At 64.6% G+C, this 23,277-nt stretch carries 25 protein-coding genes; 10 read left to right on the top strand and 15 right to left on the bottom strand.

The annotated features are described in order from the left end of the window. Positions 1-89: 89 nt before the first annotated feature. From xerC to lptM, 4 genes are all read right to left on the bottom strand, one after another. Positions 90-977, bottom strand: coding sequence for a tyrosine recombinase XerC (gene xerC, locus EAH75_RS14435; protein ID WP_140651545.1), 888 nt, complete (start codon positions 975-977; stop codon positions 90-92). A 7-nt stretch (positions 978-984) separates the two neighbouring features. Further along, positions 985-1,671, bottom strand: coding sequence for a DUF484 family protein (locus EAH75_RS14430; RefSeq protein ID WP_140651543.1), 687 nt, complete (start codon positions 1,669-1,671; stop codon positions 985-987). A gap of 92 nt (positions 1,672-1,763) precedes the next feature. Further along, positions 1,764-2,612 carry a diaminopimelate epimerase gene (gene dapF / locus EAH75_RS14425; RefSeq protein WP_140651541.1) on the bottom strand — a complete coding sequence of 283 codons (849 nt, stop codon included), beginning with the start codon at positions 2,610-2,612 and terminating at the stop codon, positions 1,764-1,766. A gap of 12 nt (positions 2,613-2,624) precedes the next feature. Beyond that, positions 2,625-2,804 (bottom strand): LPS translocon maturation chaperone LptM, encoded by a 180-nt coding sequence (gene lptM / locus EAH75_RS14420; RefSeq protein WP_140651539.1) that lies wholly within the window; start codon positions 2,802-2,804, stop codon positions 2,625-2,627. A gap of 120 nt (positions 2,805-2,924) precedes the next feature. On the opposite strand from lptM, the gene EAH75_RS14415 reads away from it, so the two are divergent. Next, positions 2,925-3,614 (top strand): hypothetical protein, encoded by a 690-nt coding sequence (locus EAH75_RS14415; protein ID WP_140806125.1) that lies wholly within the window; start codon positions 2,925-2,927, stop codon positions 3,612-3,614. A 31-nt stretch (positions 3,615-3,645) separates the two neighbouring features. Here EAH75_RS14415 and EAH75_RS14410 read toward each other — a convergent pair whose 3' ends face one another. Beyond that, on the bottom strand, positions 3,646-4,227 hold the full coding sequence (locus EAH75_RS14410; protein WP_140805952.1) for a hypothetical protein: 582 nt from the start codon (positions 4,225-4,227) through the stop codon (positions 3,646-3,648). Positions 4,228-4,358: 131 nt separating this feature from the next. Here EAH75_RS14410 and EAH75_RS19650 point away from each other — a divergent pair, with 131 nt between their 5' ends. Further along, a complete protein-coding gene (locus EAH75_RS19650) occupies positions 4,359-4,547 on the top strand; it encodes a hypothetical protein (RefSeq protein ID WP_161596307.1) in 189 nt (62 codons plus the stop codon). Positions 4,548-4,681: 134 nt separating this feature from the next. Here EAH75_RS19650 and EAH75_RS14405 read toward each other — a convergent pair whose 3' ends face one another. After that, positions 4,682-5,155 carry a GNAT family N-acetyltransferase gene (locus EAH75_RS14405; protein WP_140651946.1) on the bottom strand — a complete coding sequence of 158 codons (474 nt, stop codon included), beginning with the start codon at positions 5,153-5,155 and terminating at the stop codon, positions 4,682-4,684. 425 nt (positions 5,156-5,580) lie between these two features. On the opposite strand from EAH75_RS14405, the gene EAH75_RS14400 reads away from it, so the two are divergent. Continuing rightward, positions 5,581-7,065 carry a RimK family protein gene (locus EAH75_RS14400; protein WP_140651535.1) on the top strand — a complete coding sequence of 495 codons (1,485 nt, stop codon included), beginning with the start codon at positions 5,581-5,583 and terminating at the stop codon, positions 7,063-7,065. Between the two features lie 47 nt (positions 7,066-7,112). Here the strand turns inward: EAH75_RS14400 and EAH75_RS14395 are convergent, their stop codons facing one another. Continuing rightward, entirely contained in the window at positions 7,113-7,373 is a 261-nt protein-coding gene (locus EAH75_RS14395; protein WP_140651533.1) for a hypothetical protein, read from the bottom strand. Between the two features lie 176 nt (positions 7,374-7,549). Here EAH75_RS14395 and aroE point away from each other — a divergent pair, with 176 nt between their 5' ends. The 3 genes from aroE (at position 7,550) to EAH75_RS14380 (ending at position 9,307) form a co-directional block, all read left to right on the top strand. Then, on the top strand, positions 7,550-8,380 hold the full coding sequence (aroE, locus tag EAH75_RS14390) for a shikimate dehydrogenase (RefSeq protein WP_140805950.1): 831 nt from the start codon (positions 7,550-7,552) through the stop codon (positions 8,378-8,380). Next, on the top strand, positions 8,377-8,643 hold the full coding sequence (locus EAH75_RS14385; protein ID WP_140651529.1) for a YkgJ family cysteine cluster protein: 267 nt from the start codon (positions 8,377-8,379) through the stop codon (positions 8,641-8,643). Before aroE ends, EAH75_RS14385 begins: the two co-directional genes overlap by 4 nt. 112 nt (positions 8,644-8,755) lie before the next feature. After that, the gene (locus tag EAH75_RS14380) at positions 8,756-9,307 is read left to right on the top strand and encodes an energy transducer TonB (RefSeq protein ID WP_140651526.1); all 552 of its coding nucleotides are present in this window, start codon (positions 8,756-8,758) and stop codon (positions 9,305-9,307) included. Between the two features lie 14 nt (positions 9,308-9,321). On the opposite strand, the gene EAH75_RS14375 is transcribed toward EAH75_RS14380, so the two are convergent. Further along, the gene (locus tag EAH75_RS14375; protein WP_205043196.1) at positions 9,322-9,651 is read right to left on the bottom strand and encodes a low molecular weight protein tyrosine phosphatase family protein; all 330 of its coding nucleotides are present in this window, start codon (positions 9,649-9,651) and stop codon (positions 9,322-9,324) included. Beyond that, complete coding sequence (locus tag EAH75_RS14370) at positions 9,651-10,184, bottom strand: gamma carbonic anhydrase family protein (RefSeq protein ID WP_140651524.1); 534 nt, start codon at positions 10,182-10,184, stop codon at positions 9,651-9,653. Before EAH75_RS14370 ends, EAH75_RS14375 begins: the two co-directional genes overlap by 1 nt. Before the next feature lie 145 nt (positions 10,185-10,329). Between EAH75_RS14370 and EAH75_RS14365 the strand changes: the two genes are divergently transcribed. Continuing rightward, positions 10,330-12,387, top strand: coding sequence for a M3 family metallopeptidase (locus EAH75_RS14365; protein WP_140805948.1), 2,058 nt, complete (start codon positions 10,330-10,332; stop codon positions 12,385-12,387). Positions 12,388-12,626: 239 nt separating this feature from the next. Here EAH75_RS14365 and EAH75_RS14360 read toward each other — a convergent pair whose 3' ends face one another. After that, the gene (locus tag EAH75_RS14360; protein ID WP_007082376.1) at positions 12,627-12,836 is read right to left on the bottom strand and encodes a cold-shock protein; all 210 of its coding nucleotides are present in this window, start codon (positions 12,834-12,836) and stop codon (positions 12,627-12,629) included. A 334-nt stretch (positions 12,837-13,170) separates the two neighbouring features. Here EAH75_RS14360 and xth point away from each other — a divergent pair, with 334 nt between their 5' ends. From xth to EAH75_RS14345, 3 genes are all read left to right on the top strand, one after another. Next, positions 13,171-13,938, top strand: coding sequence for an exodeoxyribonuclease III (xth, locus tag EAH75_RS14355; RefSeq protein WP_140651520.1), 768 nt, complete (start codon positions 13,171-13,173; stop codon positions 13,936-13,938). Further along, positions 13,939-14,616 (top strand): YecA family protein, encoded by a 678-nt coding sequence (locus EAH75_RS14350; protein WP_140651518.1) that lies wholly within the window; start codon positions 13,939-13,941, stop codon positions 14,614-14,616. 129 nt (positions 14,617-14,745) lie between these two features. Beyond that, on the top strand, positions 14,746-15,579 hold the full coding sequence (locus EAH75_RS14345; RefSeq protein WP_140805946.1) for a pirin family protein: 834 nt from the start codon (positions 14,746-14,748) through the stop codon (positions 15,577-15,579). Positions 15,580-15,665: 86 nt separating this feature from the next. Here EAH75_RS14345 and EAH75_RS14340 read toward each other — a convergent pair whose 3' ends face one another. From EAH75_RS14340 to EAH75_RS14320, 5 genes are all read right to left on the bottom strand, one after another. Continuing rightward, positions 15,666-16,487, bottom strand: coding sequence for a carbohydrate ABC transporter permease (locus tag EAH75_RS14340; RefSeq protein ID WP_140651513.1), 822 nt, complete (start codon positions 16,485-16,487; stop codon positions 15,666-15,668). Continuing rightward, the gene (locus EAH75_RS14335) at positions 16,484-17,377 is read right to left on the bottom strand and encodes a carbohydrate ABC transporter permease (protein ID WP_140651511.1); all 894 of its coding nucleotides are present in this window, start codon (positions 17,375-17,377) and stop codon (positions 16,484-16,486) included. The genes EAH75_RS14340 and EAH75_RS14335 overlap by 4 nt, the downstream gene beginning before the upstream one ends. Next, the gene (locus EAH75_RS14330) at positions 17,374-18,627 is read right to left on the bottom strand and encodes a sugar ABC transporter substrate-binding protein (protein ID WP_240046217.1); all 1,254 of its coding nucleotides are present in this window, start codon (positions 18,625-18,627) and stop codon (positions 17,374-17,376) included. The genes EAH75_RS14335 and EAH75_RS14330 overlap by 4 nt, the downstream gene beginning before the upstream one ends. Before the next feature lie 71 nt (positions 18,628-18,698). Further along, a complete protein-coding gene (locus EAH75_RS14325; protein WP_240046216.1) occupies positions 18,699-20,093 on the bottom strand; it encodes a glucoamylase family protein in 1,395 nt (464 codons plus the stop codon). Positions 20,094-20,297: 204 nt separating this feature from the next. Then, a complete protein-coding gene (locus EAH75_RS14320; RefSeq protein WP_140651507.1) occupies positions 20,298-23,165 on the bottom strand; it encodes a TonB-dependent receptor in 2,868 nt (955 codons plus the stop codon). Between the last annotated feature and the right edge of the window lie 112 nt (positions 23,166-23,277).

Below are 23,277 nucleotides of genomic sequence, written 5' to 3'. Positions count from 1 at the left end.
GCTTCAATGTCGGTGGAATGGCCAGCGGACGCCGCACAGCCGGAAAGCGGAAGAAGGAATCGGTGCTTTTCAGCGTTGAGGTGCGCCGGTCAGGGCTTGCGCCTGGCCCGCGGATGCGCCGCGTCGTAAACCTTGGCCAGGTGCTGGAAATCCAGATGGGTGTAGATCTGCGTGGTGGCGATGTCGGCATGCCCGAGCAGCTCCTGCACCGCGCGCAGGTCGCCGGAGGATTCCAGCATGTGGCTGGCGAACGTATGGCGCAGCAGATGCGGATGGATGTGCTTGGGAATGCCTTGCTGCAGCGCCAGCGTGTTCATGCGCAGCTGCACCGTGCGCGGGTTGATCGGTGCGCCGGCGCGGCCGCGGAAGACCGGGCTGTCGGCCGGCATGCCCTGCTCGGCGCCGAGCGCGCGCAGCGCGGTGACGGCGTGGCGGCCGACCGGCACGATGCGGGTCTTGCTGCCCTTGCCGAGCACGCGCACTTCGCCGCCGTCGAGATCCAGGTCGATCCAGCGCAGGCCGACCAGTTCGGACAGGCGCAGCCCGCTGGAATAGAACAGCTCCAGCATCGCGCGATCGCGCACCGCCAGCTTGCCGCCGCTGTCGGTCTCGACCAGCGCGGCGGCCTCGTCGACGTCGAGCACCTGCGGCAACTTGCGGCGGACCTTGGGGCCGCGCACGCCGAGCATCGGTTCGCCGGCCAGCAAGCCCTCGCGATTGAGCTGGCGAAACAGGCTGCGGCAGGACGACAGCAGGCGCTGCAGGCTTTTCGGCGCCAGCCCGCTGCGATGCTCGCCGGCGACGAACGCGCGCATCAGGTTCGCATCCAGCGCATCGAACGAGGTCAATGCGTGGACCTGCATGAAGCGCAGCAGCTTGGCCAGGTCGCGACGGTAGCCGGCGACGGTGTGCGGCGAGGCATGCCGCTCGTCGGCGAGGCGAAGCAGCCAGCGCTCGACCTGTTGTTCGGGCGTCATCGCCGGCTCAGGAAATGTCCCGCGAGCGCGCCAACGCGGCGGTGACGGTGGCGGAGATCATCTTCAGGAACAGCGTGCCCATGCCGGGCTGGAAACGATCCGGATCATGGCTGCCGATCACCAGCATGCCGGAATCGCCCAGCTGCATCATCGCCACCGAGCGGATCTGCGTGGCTGTTGCACCAAACAGGCGCTCCAGCTTCTCGGCCGACAGCCGGCCGGAGACCGGCTCGTTCTGGTCCAGAAACTCGGCAAATTCCGGTAACGCCTCGGGGCCGGGCACCTGTTGCAACCACTCGGCTCGCGGCAACTGCGGTTCGTCACCGAACAACACCAGGCGCACCTGCTCGGTATGGAAATCCGCGCTGAGCTTGGCGACCACGCTGCGCGCGGTCACTTCCATCGTGTTGGCGCGCAGCAGCGCCACGGTGAGCGCATGCACACGCTCCATCAGCTGCTCGTTCTCGGCGGCAATCCCGATCAGTTCGGCCAGCCGCCGTTCCAGCTCGGCGTTCTTGTCGCGCAGGCTCTGCAGTTGATAGACCGCCAGCGACGACACCGCACCCTGCTCGCGCGGCATCGTCAGCTTGGCGGCCAGGTCGGGATATTCGCTGAGAAACTCCGGATGGCGTTTCAGGTAGGCGGCAACCACGCGGGCCTGGGTGGCATCGTCGAGCAGTGTTGTTGCGGTCATGCAAAGTGTCCTCGAACCAAGGCGGGTACGCAGGAAAGGCGTGCCGTCCGGCGGGAGTGTGCGATGGACGCGGGCGCGCTTCAACCGTCGCGTCAGGGCAGGCTGGCCGGAATCGTCCATTCGCCCTCGAAGGCGAACGCGGCCGGGCCGGTCATCCACAGCGGATGGCCGGGGCCGGCCCAGTCGATCTGCAGGCTGCCGCCGGGCAATTCCACCCAGACGCGGTCGTCGACGTCGCCACGCCGATGCAGCACCGCCATCGCGGCGCAGGCCCCGGTGCCGCAGGCCTGCGTCCAGCCGGCGCCGCGCTCATGCACGCGCAGGCGCAGATGGCTGCGATCGAGCTGCTGCACGAAGCCGGCATTGGCACCCTGCGCAAAGCGTTCGTGACTGGACAGCAACGGGCCGAGCCGTTGCAGATCCGGGGCGGCCAGGTCGCGCACCACCATTACCGCATGCGGGTTGCCCATCGACACGGCGCCGATCTGCAGCGTGGCATCGTCCACGCGGAGCTCGTAGCGTTCCGCCGCCGCTTCGGCCGCGAACGGAATCCGCGCCGGCTCGAAGATCGGCTCGCCCATGTCCACGGTGACTTCGTTCGCGCCGAGCAGGCGCACCGTCACCGGGCCGGACGGGCTCTCGATCAGCACGCTGTCGCCGAGTGCCAGCGCGCCGGCACGGTGCAGCCATGCCGCCACGCAGCGCACGCCGTTGCCGCACTGGCCGGACGCCGAGCCGTCGCCATTCCAGATGCCGTAATAGAACGCGCAGGACGGATCGCGTGCGGGTTCCACGCTCAGCAGTTGATCGAAGCCGACACCGGTGTGCCGGTCGGCCAGCGCGCGGATCTGCGCCGCATCCAGCGCAAAGCCGTCGTGTCGACAATCCAGCACGACAAAGTCATTGCCGATGCCGTGCATCTTGGAGAAAGGCAGCTGCATGATTGCCGCCGCTCAGCGCTGGTCGGCGGCCGGCATGGCGCTGCTGGCGGCAACAGCGGGAGCCGCCGGCGCTGGCGCGGTGATCGCTGCTGCCGGCCGGGTCGGCGGCAACACCAGTGGACCCTTGTTGCCGCAGCCGGCAAGCGTGGCGACAACGAGACAGAGCGGCAGCAGCAAGCTTGATCGGCGCATGGCGAGGTTCCTGTAGACCATTGCAGTATAGCGATGCCAGCCACGTCGACCGCAGCATCGCGGCATCGCCCGTTATGATGCGTGCACAAACCGCACGTCGATGCGGTGAAGGATATTTCGATGGAGTGGAACACGTTGTTGCGCATGCCGATGACCGTGCTGCTGGTACTGGCGGCGGTCTTTGCGCTGATCACGCTGGTACAGCTGGTGGTGTTGCGCCGCCACCTGCACAACCGCCACCACCTGGCGGCCAGCTGGCGAGCACTGCTTTGCGTGGCCTTTTTCGCGCTGACCCTGCTGCTGGCCGGTACCGGTGCCGCCTTGCGCGGTTATCGGCTGCTCGGCGAGGAAGCGCCGGTGGTCGACATCGACGCCCGCATCCTGTCGCCGCAGCGCTGGGCACTCACCCTGAGCTGGCCCGACGGCAGCACGCGCCAGGTGCAATTGTCCGGCGATGCCTGGCGCGTCGAGGCGATGGTGCTGAAGTGGAAACTGCCAGCGCTGCTGGCCGGCGTACCACCGCTGTACCGGCTTGACCGCCTGTCCGGCCGCTACGACGATGCCGCACAGGAAGCCGAGGCGCCGCGCACCGTGATCAGCTTCGGCGAAGCCGGCACGTTCGACCTGCTCACCCTCAGCAAGCAGTATCCGCAGTGGCTACCCGAGGTCGATACCGTCTACGGCAGCGGCGCGTTCCTGCCACTGGTTGACCAGGGCCACTACAGCGTCAGCCTGATGCGCACTGGCGCGCTGGTGGCAAGGCCGGATGAGGCGACCGAGCGGCGGATCGGGCAGCCGTTGGGTGGTTAAGGGCATGGCATCGTTGGAAGTCTCTTACGAACTAGTTAGGTGCTGCGCTTCCAGGAGCGCACACGTCGCTTTTGACGCTCGTTGAAACACCAGACGACCAAGCGATCTCCTTTCCCACGAACGGAGCAAGGTTCTGAATAGCATCGTAGATCGCCGTAAACGCGTCACCGTTGTCAACGAAATGACACGCGTTAATCAAAGCAGAGGTCGATGACGCGCCACTTGTGAATTTGATTGAATAGCTGCCGTTGTCATAAACGATATAGCCCTTTCGAAGGAGAGTGTGAATGCACTCAGGGGGCCACTTGGTGAGTGTCTTAGCAATCTTTGCGATCGCCATGTCTGGGATAGTCACAGTCTTGACGGTGGGCTGGTGTTGACGGCGCGTAAGTGTCATTACGGCCGTGCCATCACTGGATAGCAAGAGGTCTACCGCGCCTGTACCCGGCATGATCCCGCCGCCGAAACTGTATTCAAGCTTCCATGGCTGGCCCGGTGCAATTGGTGTTGCAGTGCAAGCCGGGGTTTTTCCGTTCACCGCAGATGCTGCTTGATGGGCATAAGCATCTCTGGAGTCAGCCATCGCAAACGACAAGGCTACGAGTGCCGTCACACACATTACGCGCCCGAACGTCATCGTTTACCCCACGATCTGGCCCATGTTCCGAATTTGGCAGACATGACATCACCTCACGCCGATTAGAGCCCGAATCCGGGAGATAGCTCCAGATCGTTCAGCAAGCGATGCTTGTGGTCAAGGACATCAACGCGGCGCGCTCGGTGGCCAAGGCATCACGGGAAAGTGGAGGTTTCTCTGCTCAACCTGTCCGCGTTGTCGTTTCAACCGGCTGCGTTGCCGCTTTTTTCGCCAACAATGCCGTCGAGAAATGGGGGCGCTGCCGCTTCTGGCGGCAACTTGGACGGTGCAAGTGACGATGGTGCAGAGAAAACCGGCAGGGTTGCCGAATTATCCGGCAGCATTGCCGCCAGCAAGTGAAACGCACGCCGCTTGCAGCGGCAGCCTCGCGACTCGAAGTGCCGGACACGCACGACACGACGACACCCGCTCAGCCCAACAGCTTCTCGTAGCGCCAGCCATCGGCGCCGTCCTGGTAGTAAGCGGCCAGTGCGCCGATGCGGCGATAGCCGAGTCGTTCGTAGAGTTTGATCGCGCTGTGGTTGTCGGTGCGTACTTCCAGGCGCAGTGCGCGGCAGCGGCGCTGGCGGGCGGCGGCTTCGGTGGCTTCGACCAGGGCGGTGCCGACGCCCTTGCCGCGGGCTTCGGGCTGGGTGGCCAGCGAATACAGCCGCGCCACGCCGCTGCGCTTGCGGAAGAACAGCACGGCGGTGCCGAGGAAGTTGCGGTGGTTGGCGCTGGCTACCAGCACCAGCGCGGAGTCGCTGTCGAGATGGCGACGGTACTGGTCGCGGCTCATGCGGTCGCTGTCGAAGGTGCGATCTTCCAGCGTCACCAGGTCATCAAGGTCGGATGTTTCGGCGCGGCGGACGCGCACGCTGGCGGTAGCTGGAGGTGGGTGCATGCCGGACTTGGGGATCCTGCGCAACGCTTCGCGCGGCGTGGTGGGGCAGATGGGTGAGGTGATCGACACGCGCGGACTCTAGCAGGTTGCCGTTGAGGGCTGTCCCCCGGCTGCGCGGGGGCAGGCTCTGCCCTCTGCAACGCGCCGGGTCCGGTGCATGCCCGGACCCGGCTCCGACGAATCAACCACGAGCATGTTTGGTCTGCGATCGATCCATCGATCGCATCAGCAGATTATTTTTCGACAACCCGCTGATGCCGCCGCCATGAAGGGCCCGTGGTTTCTGATCCGGTCGAATGGCGTTTATTCGAGCTTCAGCGCTTTCGCTTGTGCAACGGTGGCCCTGTGCCAAACTGCGGGACTTGTGTATGCCGCCCTGTCGCCGCAGGGTCTTCCCGCCGTAGTCGCATCGCCCGAGTGGTGCCATGACCCGTCTGGTCATCGTTGTCGAAAAAGCCTCCGACTGGAGCTCGTACTACCCGTCCGTCGACGTCATGAGCGCGATGGATTACCTGCGCGAGCCGGTCGGTGGCGACGACGAACGCACTCACGTGATCAACCTGTGCCGCAGCTACAAGTACCTGGGCACCGGCTACTACGTGTCGCTGCTGGCCGAAGCGCGCGGGCACAAGGTGATGCCGTCGGTGCGCACGGTGAACGACCTGCGCCGGCGCTCGCTGTATGGCGTGGACATCGACGACCTCAACCAGAAGCTGACCCACTTCCTGCCGGCCGGCGGCCGCGACACCATCGACTTCGGCATCCTCGTCTATTTCGGCGAGACCGCTTACCCGGCGCTGCAGGACCTGGCGCGACAGGTGTTCGAATCGTTTCCCTGCCCGCTGCTGCGGATCGAGTTCGAGCGCGATCGCGTGTGGCAGGTCAGCGCGATCAAGCCGGTCGGCCTGCAGACGCTGGACGACGCCCAGGAAGACGCGTTCGCCGAGGAACTGGACCGCTTCTCCAAGAAGCTGTGGCGCAAGCCGCGCGCGCGCAAGCTGTATCGCTACGACATCGCCATGCTGGTCGACCCGGCCGAGCAGATGCCGCCGTCGAACAAGAAGGCGCTGAAGGCGTTCATCGCGGCCGGCAAGGAGCTCGGCATCGAGGTCGATCCGATCGGCAAGAACGACTACCAACGCCTGGCCGAATACGACGGCCTGTTCATCCGCGAGACCACCGCCAGCGACAACCACACCTATCGTTTCGCCCATCGCGCCGAGAAGGAAGGCATGGTGGTGATCGACGACCCCACCTCGATCCTGCGTTGCACCAACAAGATCTTCCTCAACGACCTGATGGTGTCGCGCAAGCTGGCGGTGCCGCGCACCGAGATCCTCTATCGCGATGACGCCAAGGGCACCCGGGACGTGATCGCCAAGCTCGGCTTTCCGCTGGTGCTGAAAATCCCGGACGGCTCGTTCTCGCGCGGCGTGGTCAAGGTGGAGGACGAGGCGGCGCTGGCTCAGGCGGCCAGCAGCCTGTTCCAGCACAGCGCGCTGCTGCTGGCGCAGGAATACGTCTATACCGAGTTCGACTGGCGCATCGGCGTGCTCAACCGCGAGCCGCTGTATGCATGCAAGTACTACATGTCGCGCGGCCACTGGCAGATCTACAACCACGGCGCCAAGGGCACGGCGAAATCCGGCGGCTTCGAGACGATCGCGGTGAGCGAAGCGCCGGCCGAGGTGGTCAAGCTGGCGCTGAAGGCGACCCAGTCGATCGGCGATGGCCTGTACGGCGTCGACCTGAAACAGGTCGGCAACAAGCCGGTGGTGATCGAGGTCAACGACAACCCGTCGATCGATGCCGGCGTCGAGGACGCCCACTTGGGCGATGAACTCTACCTGCGCGTCATGCAGGAGTTCCTGCGCCGGATGGAACGCAAGCGGCAGGGCGTGGCGGGCTGACCGCCTCGCTTGCCTTCCGAGAAGGCGAAGGGTTTTTCGCTACCGGCTCAATGCCACACCGTTGCGTGAAGCATGTGTCGCCGCCGCGATTGGCGCAGCGCGAGCAGTTGACGCGGCAGCGTCGGCTCCAGCACCAGCAGCACGACCAGCGGCGCACCGAGCAACCAGAATGCCGGCGTCCAGCCGAGCAACTCGGTGTGCAGCGGAACCAGGGTGGTCAGCAGCAATGTACCGCCGCCCAGCAACCACAGCATGGCGGCGCCGAGCAGGCGTTGATGGCGCGGGAAAGGCAGGGATGGCGTGTGCATGGGTGGTGTCCTTGCAGCGGTGATGGCCGCAGATTGCGCGGTCGTCATCTCACAGGTTGCGACCCACGGTCGTGGCACGCCGGGCTCCCACAGATAGCCGGGTCTTCTTGCGCGGAGAAATTCCGCGAAGGCCGCGGCTTGTAGAATGCATGCCAGCAACCAGTCAGGGAATCCGCATGCCAGCCGCCCAGTTCGCCGTGTTCGGCCATCCGATCAGCCACAGCCTGTCGCCGCAGATTCACCGTGCGTTCGCGCAGCAGTTCGGCATCGAGCTCGACTACCGGGCGATCGACGCGGCGCCGGCCGATTTTGCCGCCGCGGTGCAACGCTTCTTTGCCGAGGATGGTCGCGGTGCGAATGTCACGTTGCCGCACAAAGCCGCCGCATTTGCGCTGGCCGATACACGCAGCGAAGCGGCCACGCGTGCCGGCAGTGCGAACGTGCTGACGCGGATCCCCGACGGTCGCCTCGCTGCACACAACACCGACGGCGCCGGCATGGTGCGCGATCTGACCGAGCGTCACGACATGGATCTGCGTGGCCACACCGCGCTGCTGCTCGGTGCCGGCGGCGCCGCGCATGGGGTGGCGTGGAACCTGCTGGATGCCGGCGTGGCGACGCTGACCATCGTCAATCGTTCCGCCGAAGCGGCCGACGTGCTGGCCGATGCCATCGGCGATCCGGCGCGTGCGCACACCCGCTACTGGGAGGATCTGGCCAGCATCGGCAGCTACGACCTGATCGTCAACGCCACCTCGGCCGGCGTGCTGGGTGCCGCGCTGCAGCTGCCGCTATCGCTGGTCGGCGCACGCGCGCTCTGCTATGACCTTTCCTATGGCGCTGCGGCCGGCAGCTTTCTGACATGGGCGCGGACCGCCGGTGCGCGCTCTGCGTTCGACGGGTTGGGCATGCTGGTGGAAACCGCCGCCGATGCGTTCGAGCTCTGGCACGGCCAGCGACCGGATACTGAGCCGGTCTATCAATCCTTGCGTCAACCCGCGGCGTGAGCGCGCCGACCTGCCGGGTCGGCTGCGGCGCCTGCTGCATCGCGCCGTCGATCAGTTCGCCGATCCCGGGCATGCCGGATGGCAAGCCCGCCGGCGTGCGCTGCGTGCAGTTGACGGACGACAACCGCTGCGCGATCTTTGGCCGGCCCGAGCGCCCTTCGGTGTGCAGCAGCCTGCGCGCCGAGCCGGCAATGTGCGGCACGGATCGCACGCATGCGCTGGCCTGGTTGGCGCTTTTAGAAAGGGCGACGGCAACGCGTTGATGCCGCGCAGCCATACGGCTGAAACACAAGCTGGCTAACGTGGCAGCATCCGCCGGGAGCACGTCGATGACGGACACTCCTGCGCGCGGCCATCGCTTGTGCAGCAGGTGTCATGCCCGATTTCCGTTTCGCTTCATCGCACCGATATGCGCTTGCCCTCGTTTCGGCGCTGGTACTGGCTGCCGCCGGTGGCATTTTCTGGTACAGCCGCGCCATGGCGAACGCCTCGTTCGATGATGCGGTAGCGTCGCCGATGGAGGCGACGGCTGCGCCTGCCGACGATGCGCAGAGCGGCAGTGAAATCCTGCTGGGGCTGGCCCGCGACGCGATGCATGACGGGCGCCTGGTCGCGCCGACCGGCAGCAACGCCTATGAGTTCTATCTCAGCGTGCTGCAGCTGGAGCCGGAGAACCCGACGGCCAGGGACGCATTGCGCGAATCCTTCCCGCGTGCCGCGGCGGAGATCGAACGCACGATCAACCAGAAAGACCTGGAGGAGGCGCGCCGCGAAATCGATCTGCTGCGCGAGTTCGACAGCAACAACTTCACCCTGGCCTTGCTCGGCAGCAAACTCTCGGCGGCGCGCAACATCGTGATGAAACAGCATGAGGCAGAGGCGGCGCGCATCCAGCAGTCGTCTAGCAGGAATGCGGCGGCGTTGTAAGCCCGCAAGACAAGTCAGCGCAGCAGCGGCCCGGCCTTCTTCAGCAGCAAATCCACCAGCTCCGGCTGCATGAAGTCGTAGCGATCGGGGATATCCAGGCAGACCACTTGTTTGTCCTTGAGCCGGCTGCGGTGGCGCGCCTGCAGGCGTCGCCGATGGCTGGCCTCCATCACCACAATGAGTTCGGCCCAGTCCAGCTGTTCGTTCGTCAGCACCACCTCGGCATCCGCAGCCAGCCCGGCGGAGTCGACTTCCAGTCCCGGCCAAGCACGAAATACCTGCTCGGCCGTGGGACTGCGCAGGCGATTGCGGCTGCACAGGAACAATACGCGTTGCACCGCCATCAGTCGGACGCCAGATAGTCGTCCTTCAGTCGCACGTAGTGGTCGGCCGAGTAATGCAAATGCTCGATCTGGCGATCACTGAGCAGGCGCACGAACCTGGCCGGATTGCCCAGCCACAGCTCGCGCTCGCCGACCACCTTGCCCGGCGGGATCAGCGCACCGGCGCCGACGAAACCGTACTTCTGCACCACCGCGCCATCGAGCACGCTGGCGTGCATGCCGATCAGGCAGTAATCGCCGATCGTGCAGGCGTGCACCACGGCGGCGTGGCCGATGGTGACGCCCTCGCCGATCAGGCACGGAAAACCCGGGCCGTATGGGCCGGCGTGGGCGACGTGCACGATGGCGCCGTCCTGGATACTGGTACGCGCGCCGACGCGGATGTAGTTCACATCGCCGCGCAACACCGTGCCCGGCCAGATCGAGACGTCATCGCCGAGTACCACGTCGCCAATTACGCTGGCGGCCGGGTCGACGTAGACGCGTTCGCCGAGGGTGGGCGTAATGCCCTTGAAGCTGCGCAGGGATTTCATCCGCGCATGGTAGCGGCCGACGGGCCCTGGTGTGGAGCGAATGTGAAGCGGGCTCGAACATGGTGTGGCAGCGGGCGCCGTCACAATGCGCCGCTTGATTTCGCCCCGCGTGATCGCCACGCTGGGGGTCTGCCAAGGAGCGTTCATGAGTCACGACAACCCATTGCTGGCCGACCACACGCTGCCGGCGTTCTCGCAGATCCGGCCCGAGCATGTCACGCCTGCGATCGAGGCGATCCTGGCCGACTACCGCGCCGGCATCGACGCGCTCGTCGCGCCCGGTGCACCGCGCGATTTCGCCACGGTGATGCTGACCCAGGAGCGCCTGGAGCAGCATCTGGCGCGTGCCTGGGCGCCGGTTTCACACTTGCACTCGGTGGCCGACAGCGAGCCGTTGCGCAAGGTCTACGGCCCAGCCGAGGAACAGCTGACCGATCACGCGATCGAGTTGGGCCAGAACCGTGATCTGTATGCGGCCGTGCAGGCATTGGCCGATGCGGCGGACTTCGCCGCGTTGCCGCGGCCCGAGCGCGCGCTGGTCGAACATGCGCTGCGCGATTTCAAATTGTCCGGCGTGGCATTGGAGGAACCGGCACGGTCGCGCTTCCGCGAGATCGGCGTGGAGCTGAGCAAACTCTCCACCGAATTCTCCAATGCGGTGCTCGATGCCAGCGAGGCATGGCATGAACACATCACCGACGAGCGCGATCTGGCCGGCATCCCCGAATCCGGCCGCGCGGTGCTGCGCCAGTACGCCGAGGATCAGGATCTGGATGGCTATCTGGTGACCCTGAAACAACCCAGCGTGCAGGCGGTGCTCAGCTATGCCGACAACCGCGGTCTACGCGAGCGGGTGTACTGGGCCTACCAGACCCGCGCTTCCGACCAGGGCCCGAACGCCGGCAAGTTCGACAACAGTGCACGCATCGAGAAGATCCTGGCGCTGCGTCATGAGGCCGCGCAGCTGCTCGGGTTTGCCAATGCCGCGGAGGAGTCGCTGGCGACCAAGATGGCCGCGTCACCGACCGAGGTGATGGAATTCCTGCACGACCTGGCCACTCGCGCCAAACCGGTGGCGCAGCAGGAGCTGGCCACACTGCGCGAGTTTGCCCGCAGCGAACTCAAGCTCGACAACCTCGAATCGTGGGACGTCGGTTACGCCTCGGAAAAGCTGCGCCAGCAGCAGTACGCGCTGGACGAGGAGCAGCTCAAGCCCTATTTTCCCTTGCCCGCCGTAATCGACGGCTTGCTCGATCTCACCGAAAAGCTCTACGGCATCTCGCTCGCCCAGCGCACCGACGTCGATGTCTGGCATCCGGACGTGCGCTATTACGACGTACGCGATGCCGATGGCCGCGTATTTGCCGGTGCCTATGTGGATCTGTATGCGCGCAATGGCAAGCGTGGTGGCGCGTGGATGGACGTATGTCGCGCCCGTTTCGACGATGGCACGCAGTTGCAGTTGCCGGTGGCGTTCCTGACCTGCAATTTCGCGCCGCCAACCGAAGGCAAGCCCGCGCTGCTCACCCACGACGATGTGCTCACCCTGTTCCACGAGTTCGGCCACGGCCTGCACCACCTGCTCACCGAGATCGCGCTGCCCTCGATCGGCGGCATCGATGGCGTCGAATGGGATGCGGTGGAACTGCCCAGCCAGTTCATGGAGAACTTCGGCTGGAACCGCGAGGCGCTGGATCTGTTCGCCCGCCACTACGAAACCGGCGAGCGATTGCCGGACGAGCTGTTCGAACGCATGCTGGCCGCGCGCCACTTCCACGCCGGGCTGTTCCTGGTGCGCCAGCTGGAATTCGCGTTGTTCGATTTTATGCTGCACCTCGAATACGACCCCGCCGAGGGCGCGCGCACGCTGGCCGTGCTGGAGAGTGTGCGCAAGCAGGTGGCGGTGCTGCATCCGCCGGCATGGCAGCGTTTTCCGCACGGCTTCAGCCACGTCTTCGCTGGCGGCTATGCGGCCGGCTACTACAGCTACCTGTGGGCCGAGTTGCTGAGTGCCGACGCGTTCGGCGAGTTCGAGGAGCGCGTCGGGAAAAGCGACAGCGTGATTGATCGCGCTACCGGCGATCGCTTCCGCCGCGAGTTTCTTGCCGTTGGCGCCAGTCGTCCCGCGCTGGAAAGTTTCATCGCGTTCCGCGGCAGGAAACCGGAACCGGAAGCGTTGCTGCGCAGTCACGGCCTGGCCTGATTCCCTCAACGTGATTCCCGCGGCCGTTCACCTCCGGATCGAGTCCGGGGCAGGCTTGGGCGTCGGTCGCGCAGCGGCCAAAGTCGAAGGGCGCCGGCGGGAGCCTGCGACAGCTGGTCGACTTCGAAGTCCGAAGGATGGCTGCGCTCAGTGCGAACGGTTGGGCTGGGGACTCACCGTCCAGACGAAAAAAAGCCCGCCGAAGCGGGCTTTTCAAGATCGCTCAAATCCCGAGGGACTTAGGCAACCTGGACTTCCTCAGCCTGCAGGCCTTTCTGGCCCTTGGTGACGATGAACGTGACGCGCTGGCCTTCCTGCAGGGACTTGAAGCCCGTGCCCTGGATCGCGCGGAAATGCACGAACAGGTCGTCACCGCTTTCCGGGGTGATGAAGCCAAAACCTTTGGCGTCGTTGAACCACTTGACTGTACCGCTCTGACGATCCGACATGTAACATTACCTTTGAAGCATGGATGGTTTGCGGCTCGGAGCGAAGTGCACTTGACCGCAATAGGAGCAAGAAATCGGAGTTGCCTCGGACTCTTGCTTTCCCAGCATACACCGGAATACCGGCTTTCGGTGATTTTCCTGCATAAATTCCCTGATGTCAGCCTGCAGCATGCATCGGAATTCGCCATTTTGCCGGATTGAGCCGCGCTGCAGCGCCATTCGGGTGGCCTGGATGATGGAGCACCGGGTGAAATCAACAGGCCTCCAGGCTCCCGGTTTCGGCACATGCGCCGTTCCGGGCAACCCGCGCTGACGCTTCCCTTACAATGCCGCGATGAAAATTGCCTCGTGGAACGTCAATTCGCTGAAGGTGCGCCTGCCGCATCTGACCCAGTGGCTGGCCGATGCGCAGCCAGACATCGTGGCGCTGCAGGAAACCAAGCTGGAAGACGCGAAGTTTCCGGTCGACGAGCTGGCTGCGGCCGGCTATCGCGCGGTGTATTCGGGGCAAAAGACCTACAACGGCGTGGCGATCCTGGCCCGCGACGAGCCGCGTGACATCATCACCGACATTCCCGGACTGGATGACCCGCAGCGGCGGATTCTCGCTGCGAGTATCGGCAATCTGCGCGTGGTGGATCTGTATGTGGTCAACGGCAAGGCCGTCGGCGACGAGAAATACGCCTACAAGCTGGACTGGTTGGCCAAGGTGCGCGAGTTTCTGGCGCACGAGCTGGAGCGCTATCCCAACCTGGTGGTGCTGGGCGATTTCAACATCTGTCCGGACGACCGCGACGTCTACGACCCGGTCGCCTGGGGCGAAGACATCCTGTGCTCGCCGCCCGAGCGCGCCGGGCTCAAGGCGATCACCGACCTTGGCTTGCACGACAGCTTCCGGCTGTTCGAGCCGGGCGCTGAACATTACAGCTGGTGGGACTATCGACAGGCCGCGTTCCGCCGCAACATGGGCCTGCGCATCGATCTGATCCTGATCGGCGAGGCACTGAAATCCGCCGCCACGGCAGCGGCGATCGACCGCGAACCGCGTCGCTGGGAGCGTCCTTCCGACCACACGCCGGTGACGTTGGAACTGGACATCTGAATGACTGCAAAAACCGAATGGCCCAGCTCGCTGGACGACAACGAACTGGATGAACTGGATCGCTACCTGCGCGCACACACCGGCGAGGGCGACCTGCTGCTGGATGGCGTGCACGGCCTGCTCAGTGCCTTGGCGGTCGGCCCGTTGCTGGTACTGCCGGACGAATGGCTGCCCGAAGTGCTGCACGAGCCGTTCGCCGACGAGAGCGAAGGCAACCGTGTGCTGGCGCTGCTGGCCAAGCTCAATGATTCGATTAGCGCCGAGCTCGACGTGGAAGCCTACGAGCCGATCCTCGGCGAGGTCGAGCTGGAAACCGGCCCGATGCTGTCGGCCGCCGGCTGGTGCGAGGGCTTCAGTCGCGGCATCGACCTGCGCGCCGCGTTGTGGGAAAACCGCCTGGCCGAGGACCCGCAGCTGATGGAGCTGCTGGGACCGGTGATGGCGCTGGCGGTGGATGAAGGCATCCTCAGTGCCGATACCGAGTTCGAGAAACTCAGCGATGACGAGTACGACGAATGCCTGTCACAGGTGCCGGCCGTGCTCGGCGCGGTGAATCAGTACTGGCAAGCGAAACCCGCCACCGAGGCCGAAGTGGAAACGATGGTGCTGCAGCAGCGCCCTGACAAGGATGACGACGACGCGCCGCCGCGCCAGCGTAGCGGCCACTGGGTGCATTGATCGTCGGGCCGGTACGCGGCGTCGGCCCGGCGTTGCCGGGATGAAACAATCCGTTTCCAGGCCAACGCTTGGATAAGCGCGCGAACGGGGCCATCTTGCCGGTCAGTGATTCCCTTACCGGAGCAAGCCATGAGCGATCGTCACATCACCCGCCGCATCCGCGGCACGGATACCGCCGACGGCGCCGGCGTGAAACTCAAGCGTGTCATTGGCCAACCCGGGCTGGACATGCTTGACCCGTTCCTGCTGCTGGACGAATTCCGCTCGGACGACGCGGGCGATTACATCGCCGGCTTTCCGGAGCATCCGCATCGCGGCTTTGAGACGGTTACCTACATGCTGGCCGGCCACATGCAGCACCACGACGACCACGGCAACCGCGGCGACCTCACGCCTGGCAGCGTGCAGTGGATGACCGCCGGCCGCGGCATCCTGCACTCGGAAATGCCGCAGCAGGAAGATGGCCTGATGTGGGGTTTCCAGCTGTGGGTGAACCTGCCGGCGAAGGACAAGATGACCGCGCCGCGTTACCAGGACATCGGGCCCGAGCGGATACCGGTGGTGCGTCCGGCCGATGGCGTCGAAGTGAAGGTGATCGCCGGCGAACTGGCTGGCGCCACCGGTCCGGTCGAGGGCATCGTCACCGCGCCGGTGTATCTGGATATCAGCCTGCAACCGGGCGCTGCATTGACGCTCGATCTGCCGGCGGGTCATCACGGTTTCGCCTACGTGTTCGAAGGCGAGGCCGCGCTGGTCGGTGGCGAGCAGCTGCAACGTAGCGAGCTCGGCGTGCTGTCCGACGGCGAGCAGTTGCAGCTGGCCGGCGGAGCCACGCCGTCACGCCTGCTGGTCGTCGCCGGCAAACCGCTGAATGAAAGCGTGGCGCGCTACGGACCGTTCGTGATGAACACGCCCGAGCAGATCCACGAAGCGATCGCTGATTTCCGCGCGGGCAAGTTCTAACCAAAGAGACCGCTTGTTGCTTTCGCCTCCTCTCCCCTCCGGAGAGGAGGCGAACGCGAAAAACACGTCTCTTCATGGGAGCGCGCTCACCCCTTCACACTGCCCAGCAGCAGCCCTTCCAGGTAATACCGCTGCATCGCCAGGAACAGCAGCAGCACCGGCAGCACGGTAATCACCGAACCAGCCATCATCAGCTCGCTGTCCTGCGCGTGCTCGCGTGCCAGCGAGGCCAGCCCGATCGGCAGGGTGTAATGCTCCTGTCCGGTCAGCACGATCAGCGGCCACATGAAGTCGTTCCACGCGGCGAGAAACGTGAAGATCGCCAGCGTCACCATGATCGGCTTCAGCAGCGGCAGGACGATCTGTCCGAAGATGCGCCACTCGCCAGCGCCGTCGATGCGCGCGGCCTCCAGCAGTTCGTCCGGAATGCCGCGCGCGTACTGGCGCACCAGGAAGATGCCGAACACGGTCGCCATGCCGGGTACGATCACGCCGGCATAGCTGTTGACCAGACCGATGTACTTCAGCAGCAGGAACAGCGGCAGCATCGCCACCTGGGCCGGGATCACCAGCGCGCCGACCAGCGCCTGGAACAGCCGCTCGCGGCCGGCGAAACGCAGCTTGGCGAACGCGTAGCCGGCCATCAGGTTGAACGCCAGTGAGAACACGGTGATCGCACTGGAAACCAGCAGGCTGTTGAACAGGTAGCTTCCCATGCCGGCATGCGCGAACAGCACGCGGTAGTTCTCCATCGTGGGATGCGCCGGCAGCAGCGGCGGCGGCAACGCGCTGGCCCCGCCCGCCGGCATGAACGACACCGACAGCATCCACAGCAGCGGAAACAACGCGACCAGCGTGCCGCCCAGCAGCAGACCATTGATCAGGGCCTTCGCCAGCCGCGGGTTCATGCTGGCTCTCCATCGACATGCTGCCTGTGGCGCGAGAGCTTCAGCATCAGCACCGTCACCGCGAACATGATGATGAACAGCAGGAACGCTACCGCCGAGGCGGAGCCGAGGTTCCACCACTTGAAACCCTCGTCGTACATCAGGTAAAGCACACTGGTGGTGCTCTGCAGCGGGCCACCCTCGGTCATCACGTAGGGCTCGGCAAACAGCTGGAAGTAACCCGACACGGTGAGGATTCCCACCATCAGCATGGTCGGCCCCAGCATCGGCCAGGTGATGTGGCGGAACTGGCGCCAGGCCGAGGCACCGTCGATGCGCGCGGCCTCGTACAGATCAATCGGGATCGCCTGCAGGCCGGCCAGAAAGATGATCATGTTGTAGCCGAAGTTCTTCCACACCGCGAAAAGGATGATCGTCGGCATCGCCCAGTGCGGGTCGCCGAGCCAGTCCACCGGATGGATGCCGAGGCCGTCGAGCGCATAGTTCATCCAGCCGTACTTGGTGTTGAACAGATAACGCCAGATCACCGCGGTGGCCACCACGGTAGTTACCACCGGTGCGAACAGCGCGGTGCGGAAGAACGGCTTGCATCGCGCCAGCGGCGAATTCAGCAGCAGCGCCGCACCCAGCGAGGCGCCCATCGACAGCGGCACGCCGACGGCCACGAAATACACCGTGTGGCCAAGCGCCGACCAGAACAGCGGCCGCTGCAACAGCGCCCAATAATTCTGTAGCGCCACGAAACGCAGGTTGCGAATATCGGCCAGCGCGTAGAGATCGTAGTCGGTGAGGCTGAGCACCAGCGCGGCAATCACCGGCAGCAGAAAGAACACGCCCAGTACCAGCAAGGCCGGCGTGAGGAACAGCCAGGCGGCGCGCTGCGCGTTCATCGCGCATGCTCCGCGGCCGGCCGCGGGTGATCGAGCACCCAGCGGCGCTTCTCCAGGATGCGATCGACGCGGTGGTCGATCTCGGCGGCAGCCTGATCGATCGTCAGTTCGCCGGCAATCGCCCGCGCGGCCACCAGCTGCATCTCGGTGGCGATGCGCTCCCACTCCGGCACCGCGGGCGTTGGCCTGGCCTTTTCCAGCTGCTCGCGGAACGCGCGCGCCTTCGGGTCGTCGCGCAGCGCGCCGCCTTCCCACGAACTGCGCCGCGGCGGCATGTCACCAAGCAGGTCGTAGAAACGCCGCTGCACCGTCGGTTGCGACAGGTACTCGATCAAGGTCCAGGCTGCGTCCTTGTGTGTAGACGCGCGGAAGATCACCAGGCTGGAACCACCGGCCGAGCCGATGCCGGTCCTGCTGTCATCCGGGCCGGGCAGCGGCGCAGTCGACCAGTCGCCCTGCTGCGCGGCCGGCAGGCGCTTGCGGAATTCACCGATGTTCCATGGCCCGGACAGGTAGAACGCGTAGACGCCGCGGCCGAACTCCGACCATGGGTTGCCGGCTTCCACATTGGTGATACCCGGGGCCTGGTGCAGCCGGAAGGTGTCCACGTAGAACGCCAGCGCACGCTTGAAACCGGCGCTCTCGAAATTGCCGTAGCGGCCGCCGTCGCGCAGCAGCGGGTCGGGCTGCTGCAGCGCCAGCGACATCAACTGCTCGTACTCGTTGGTGGGCAGCAGGATGCCCCAGCCGTGGCGTTGCGGATCGCTGAGCGCGGCGAGCATCTGTCGCCACTGCGCCCAATCATGCGGCGGCGCGTCGAAGCCGGCGGCCTTGAGCAGATCGCGGCGATAGAACAGCAGGCGCGTATCGACATACCAGGGCACACCGTACAGTGTGCCGTCGATCATGTTGGTGGACCAGATGCTGGCGAAGTAGTCGTCCTGCCTGACCACGGTCGAGTGATCGACGCGCGCCTGCAGCGGCTCCAGCGCGTCCAGCGCCACCATCTCCGGCAGCCAGGTGTTGCCGAGCTGGGTCATGTCCGGCGTGGAGCCACCGGCAAACGCAGTGAGCAGCTTCTGGTGCGCCGCCGTCAGCGGCAGCTGCTGCACTTTCACGTGGATGTCCGGGTGCGCCCGCTCGAAGTCCGGCAGCAGCGTGAGGATGGCTTCGCCCTCGCGGCCGACGGTCCACACCGTGAGCACCTTGCTGTCGATGGCCGGCTTCGCGCAACTGCCGAGCAACGGCATGCCGGCTGCCAGCCCCACCATCAGCATGCCGCGCAACCAGCGCCGGCGCCTGCCGATGACAGCGCCGGCAGTCACGGCCTGGCGGCTGCCTGGTCGAGCCAGCCGCCGGTGAAGCCCGCGCGTTCGAGCCCCTTGCGGATGTACGGATTCTTCTTCATCACCTTCCACACGAAATCGCTGCGCCAGTTTTCGATCATCAGCACGATCGGGCCCTGATCGATGCCCAGCTGCTCGCTGTCGACCCAGCCGAGCGGCAACAGTTTGCCGGTGCGCAGCAAAGCATGGGCGTGAAAGCTCGGGTTGAACGCATCGACGAAACCGTGCTCGTTGTAGATGTCGGCACCATAACGATGCTTCATTTCTTCCAGCGCGGAAATCACCAGCTCCGGTGCGAACGCGATGGAACCCGCCGCTGCGGTGGGCGCGATGGTGCCGTCGTCGACGATATAGCCGAGCCCGGCGCCGCGCGCGGTATAGCCCTGGAATGCTTCGCGGCGATCATGCCCATCGACGATGAAGCCGCCGGGGCCGTTGCTGGCGGTCAGACCCCACACGTTCTTGCCATAGCCGGTCCAGCCGCCGGGGTTTGCGATAGCGTAGTTGCGCTGGGCGATCACGGCGCGGCGGCTGTTCTCGAAATAGTCCAGATCGTGGTCGCGGTTCCACGCATCGCGGATGCCGCGGAAGTCGATCCACACATGGCTGTACTGATGACCGAACAGCGGCCCGAAGTTGAGCAGCCGCTGGCCCTGGAACTCGCCCCAGCTGCGCGCGTAGGTGCGGGTCCACGCAGTCCACGCATCGGCGCCGACCGGGTGCGTGGGTGAACCCAGCGCCAGCACATAGACCAGCATGCCCTCGTTGTAACCCTCCCAGTCGTGCGGGATGAACTTGCCGCCCGGTGTCCAGCCCATGCTGATCAGCGGCGCTCGCACCTGCGCCCAGGTCCAGTCGACGCGGCGGTAGATGCGGTCGGCCAGCGTTCGGATCTCGTGCTCTTGCGGCGTGTCGCGGTCGTAGTAGGACTGCGCGAACAGCACGCCGCCCAGCAGCAGCGTCGTATCCACGGTGGATACCTCGGTCCAGCGCGCGAAACGCTTGCCGCTGTGCATGTCCAGGAAGTGGTAAAAGAAACCCCGATAGCCGCTGTCGTCGTCCTCGCTGCCGCCCTGCGGCGCGCGGTCGAAGAAGCGCAGCGTGGCGAGCGTGCGTTCGGCCGCCTGCTCGCGCGTGATGTAGCCGCGCTCCACGCCCACGCCGTAGGCGGTGAGGCCGAAGCCGACCGCGGCGATGCTGGAGAACGATTCACCGGGGTAGTGATCGGGCACCAGTCCGTTGACGGGATTGGCACTGTCCCAGAAGAAACGGAAAGTGCGCTGTTCGAGATCGTTGACCAGCGCCGGGACGGCGGCGGCCGATTTGCGCACGTTCGTGGTGGCGGCTTGAGTCTGCCGGGCCGGAGCCATCGGGGCCGCAATGACCAGGCCCGTACCGAGCAGGACGGAAAGCCACGCGTGCCGGTTGAAAAACATCATGGGTAATCTGCCGTATCCAGCGGATTTCGGTCAGATGAGGCGGCATTCGCGCGACTTCATCTGGCCATCTGGACGTCCGCCCGCAATCTGCGGGTGGACGAATGAAGCGGCAGTGCAGCCATGCCGCGCAATGGTTCAGAACGAGTAACGCGCACCGATCTGGAAGCGTCTGGTCTGATTCGGATCAGCCGAAGTGGTTTGCCCGAATGTCGGGTCGGGTGTGGCGAAATTGCCGAAGTGATAGAAGTTGGAGCTGTAGCCGTTGATCACGTCGCGGTTGAGTACGTTGAATACGTCGAGACGCAGCTGCAGCGCCTGGCTCTGGCCCCAGCGCCACTCCTTCGAGACCGCCAGATCGAGGTTTATGTATGGACGTCCATACCGGCCGTTGATGACCTGTGCACAGTTGTAATCGCATGCGATGAGGCCCGTCGCATCGTTGCCGTTGTAACCCATCGAGTAGGAGTAGGGCGCGCCCGAGTTGTAGGTGGCGATGGCACTGAAGCGGGTGTCCCATGGCCCGTGAACCTGTCCGCTGATGACCAGGTTGTGTTTTGGGCCCACGTAATCGTGCGTGTATCCAGTCGGATCGGCATAGTCGAGCGAGTAATTGTCATTGCCACTCTGGCGGGCGCGCTGATAGGTGTAGGCGATATCCATGCCCCATCCTGACGCCGTCGTATACGGTTTGCTGATGCCTACCAGCACGCTGCTCGACTGGGTCTTCTTGTACGCGTTGCTCAACACCACGTATGACACGGCAGCGCCGGGCGGATTGATCAGGTTGAAGCCCGGGCCTGGCACGCGATTGCCCCAGACCCAGGTAAATTGACGATAGCCCAGCACGCGGGACAGCGTCAGTGAACCGGTCCAGTCGCCCAGCACCTGCTTGATGCCCACGCTGAACTGGTCGGTATACGGTGCCTTGGTGTGGTTGTTGATCGTGTCGATTTCGTTGCTGAAGCCAGCTGTACTGGAACCGATGATTTGGTCGAGTCCGGCGACGGTGAGGTATTTCGGATCCCATGCGATCGTTCCGGGCACGCTGCCATCCGGACTGAACAGGAAGGTGTAGTTCGGCACCTGCGAGTGGATCGGTTCCTGGCTGATCCAGTCGTACGGAGTGCGCGAAAAGTAGCGGCCGGCACCGCCGAACACGGTGGTGCTGGCGTCGCCGTCCTTGCTGACATCGAGCGAGAAGCCCAGGCGTGGCTGGATCTGGTCTTTCTGCGGCTTGCGGCTGTGGCCGTCGCTGATGTTGTTCTGCAGCCCGTTGTACTCGAGCACCGCTACCTGCGAGGCCGGTGTCACGTAGCCCTTGTCGAGCGCGTTGGTCTCGTAGTCCCAGCGCAGGCCGAGATTCAGCTGCAGACGATCGGTGACATCCCAGTCGTCCTGCGCATACAGGCCAAGCTGGTTGTCATGAACGTGAATCCCCGTACCCAGCGGCGAATAGACGGCACGGTAGGGGCTGGTGAAGCCTCCGGGTTGCGAGACGTTGTAGCTGTACGACGGTATCGCGTTGTTGTTCTGCAGCAGGTCGAGGCTGTAATCGGAATATTTGACGCCGACCTTCACGGTGTGGTCGCCGTGCCATGACAGACCGGTGAAGGTGAGATCGTCACGCAAGGTCACCTGGCTCTGCGACTTGTTCTGCAACCCGGTGGCACCACCGATCGTGGCGGTGCCTTCGTAGTTCTGCTGGATCAGATCCGGTTCGGCGCCGGAGGGGTTGAACTTGTACCGGCCGCTGTCTAGCAGCAGGTCGTTGGTCCAGCCGTTGCCATTGGTTTCCCATTTCAGCAGCAGATCGCCGACATTGTTCTGGCGTTGCTGGCGGCCCTGGTAAGCCGTCGTGCCGCCGAAGCCGAGCGTCTCGTTGTCCTTGCGGTCGGAATAACTGAGGTCGACGCTGTTGTCCTCATTGGGTTGCCAGCTCAATTTGCCGAACCAGGATTTTTCGTGAAACGGGGCCGAGAACGTGCCGTTGTACTGCGAAAAACGCGGATCGTTGATCGTGACGTTTTGCAGTGCCGCATCCTTGCGCTCTTCATAGTTGATGAAGAACTCAAGCTGGTCCTTGATGATTGGGCCGCCGATGTTGAAACCGCGTTGCTGACGTTTGTACTCCGGCTTCTTCACGTGATTCTTCTTGTCGAAAGAATCCTGCGCGAGCATCCCCTGATTCTGGAAATAGTCGTAGATCGTGCCGTGGAAGTCGTTGCTGCCCGATTTGGTCACGGCGGTGATGATCGCGGTGCCAGCCTGTTCGTACTCGGCTTTGTAGTTCTGAGTCAATACGCGGTATTCGGCGACTGCCTCCTGCGAGAAGGGGTTGCCACGACTGGAATCCTGACCCACCAGGCCGCCCTTGAGAATGTCATTGCGCTGGCTGGCGCCATCGATGAAAACGTTTACATTCTCGGCCGATTGACCGCCCGAAGAGAACGATTTCGCGTTGGGATCGTGCGATATGGTGACGCCAGGAACCAGTTGAGCGAAAGACATGAAATTGCGCTCGTTCTGCGGCAGGTTGGCGATTTGCGCCTGCGAGACGTTCTGCGCCACTTCCGAAGTGCGCGCCTCAAACAGCGAGGCAGCACTGACGGTGACCCCCTGCAGATTGGTGGCATTGGCGGTGCTCGCCGCGGGTGCCGTCGCCGCGGTGTTCAAATTCAAGGTGAGTGACTGACCCACGTGTACAGTTACGGACTGGGTCGCACTGCTGCCGTTGCCGCTGGCCACGATGTTGTAGCTGCCCGGTGCCAGGCTGACCAGAGTGTAGTTGCCGTCGGCAGTGACCTTCGACTTGTTGACGAAACCGGTGGCCGTATTGGTGGCGACGACCTGGGTCGGCACCTGCCCTTGCGGTGCCGTGATGTGGCCGCGCAAGGTGGCCGTGCTGTTCTGGGCGCTGACGATGCCCGGCAAGAGAAGCGTGGTGACGAGCAGGCCGGCGCAAGCCAGCGAGATCTGTCGGGATAGCATGCGTTGCTTGACCATGATCTGACCCTCTCCCGTAATCGGTGCAAGTAGTTGGACGTTCTGCTGTCGCGTTGCTGTGCTGTTGTCCGTAAGCGAAACGCCTCCCACGTTGCGCTCGCGCTGAAACCGT

This window comes from Rhodanobacter glycinis (genome assembly GCF_006438785.1).
Taxonomy (GTDB): domain Bacteria; phylum Pseudomonadota; class Gammaproteobacteria; order Xanthomonadales; family Rhodanobacteraceae; genus Rhodanobacter; species Rhodanobacter glycinis_A.
This window is presented reverse-complemented; position numbering and strand designations above follow the sequence as displayed.

Bases quoted from the DNA above. Each gene is read 5' to 3' on its own strand.
- xerC (WP_140651545.1), bottom strand. From the start codon at position 977: ATGACGCCCGAACAACAGGTCGAGCGCTGGCTGCTTCGCCTCGCCGAC.
- EAH75_RS14430 (WP_140651543.1), bottom strand. From the start codon at position 1,671: ATGACCGCAACAACACTGCTCGACGATGCCACCCAGGCCCGCGTGGTT.
- dapF (WP_140651541.1), bottom strand. From the start codon at position 2,612: ATGCAGCTGCCTTTCTCCAAGATGCACGGCATCGGCAATGACTTTGTC.
- lptM (WP_140651539.1), bottom strand. From the start codon at position 2,804: ATGCGCCGATCAAGCTTGCTGCTGCCGCTCTGTCTCGTTGTCGCCACG.
- EAH75_RS14415 (WP_140806125.1), top strand. From the start codon at position 2,925: ATGGAGTGGAACACGTTGTTGCGCATGCCGATGACCGTGCTGCTGGTA.
- EAH75_RS19650 (WP_161596307.1), top strand. From the start codon at position 4,359: ATGCTTGTGGTCAAGGACATCAACGCGGCGCGCTCGGTGGCCAAGGCA.
- EAH75_RS14405 (WP_140651946.1), bottom strand. From the start codon at position 5,155: ATGCACCCACCTCCAGCTACCGCCAGCGTGCGCGTCCGCCGCGCCGAA.
- EAH75_RS14400 (WP_140651535.1), top strand. From the start codon at position 5,581: ATGACCCGTCTGGTCATCGTTGTCGAAAAAGCCTCCGACTGGAGCTCG.
- EAH75_RS14395 (WP_140651533.1), bottom strand. From the start codon at position 7,373: ATGCACACGCCATCCCTGCCTTTCCCGCGCCATCAACGCCTGCTCGGC.
- aroE (WP_140805950.1), top strand. From the start codon at position 7,550: ATGCCAGCCGCCCAGTTCGCCGTGTTCGGCCATCCGATCAGCCACAGC.
- EAH75_RS14380 (WP_140651526.1), top strand. From the start codon at position 8,756: ATGCCCGATTTCCGTTTCGCTTCATCGCACCGATATGCGCTTGCCCTC.
- EAH75_RS14375 (WP_205043196.1), bottom strand. From the start codon at position 9,651: ATGGCGGTGCAACGCGTATTGTTCCTGTGCAGCCGCAATCGCCTGCGC.
- EAH75_RS14370 (WP_140651524.1), bottom strand. From the start codon at position 10,184: ATGAAATCCCTGCGCAGCTTCAAGGGCATTACGCCCACCCTCGGCGAA.
- EAH75_RS14365 (WP_140805948.1), top strand. From the start codon at position 10,330: ATGAGTCACGACAACCCATTGCTGGCCGACCACACGCTGCCGGCGTTC.
- EAH75_RS14360 (WP_007082376.1), bottom strand. From the start codon at position 12,836: ATGTCGGATCGTCAGAGCGGTACAGTCAAGTGGTTCAACGACGCCAAA.
- xth (WP_140651520.1), top strand. From the start codon at position 13,171: ATGAAAATTGCCTCGTGGAACGTCAATTCGCTGAAGGTGCGCCTGCCG.
- EAH75_RS14350 (WP_140651518.1), top strand. From the start codon at position 13,939: ATGACTGCAAAAACCGAATGGCCCAGCTCGCTGGACGACAACGAACTG.
- EAH75_RS14345 (WP_140805946.1), top strand. From the start codon at position 14,746: ATGAGCGATCGTCACATCACCCGCCGCATCCGCGGCACGGATACCGCC.
- EAH75_RS14340 (WP_140651513.1), bottom strand. From the start codon at position 16,487: ATGAACCCGCGGCTGGCGAAGGCCCTGATCAATGGTCTGCTGCTGGGC.
- EAH75_RS14335 (WP_140651511.1), bottom strand. From the start codon at position 17,377: ATGAACGCGCAGCGCGCCGCCTGGCTGTTCCTCACGCCGGCCTTGCTG.
- EAH75_RS14330 (WP_240046217.1), bottom strand. From the start codon at position 18,627: ATGCCGTTGCTCGGCAGTTGCGCGAAGCCGGCCATCGACAGCAAGGTG.
- EAH75_RS14325 (WP_240046216.1), bottom strand. From the start codon at position 20,093: ATGGCTCCGGCCCGGCAGACTCAAGCCGCCACCACGAACGTGCGCAAA.
- EAH75_RS14320 (WP_140651507.1), bottom strand. From the start codon at position 23,165: ATGGTCAAGCAACGCATGCTATCCCGACAGATCTCGCTGGCTTGCGCC.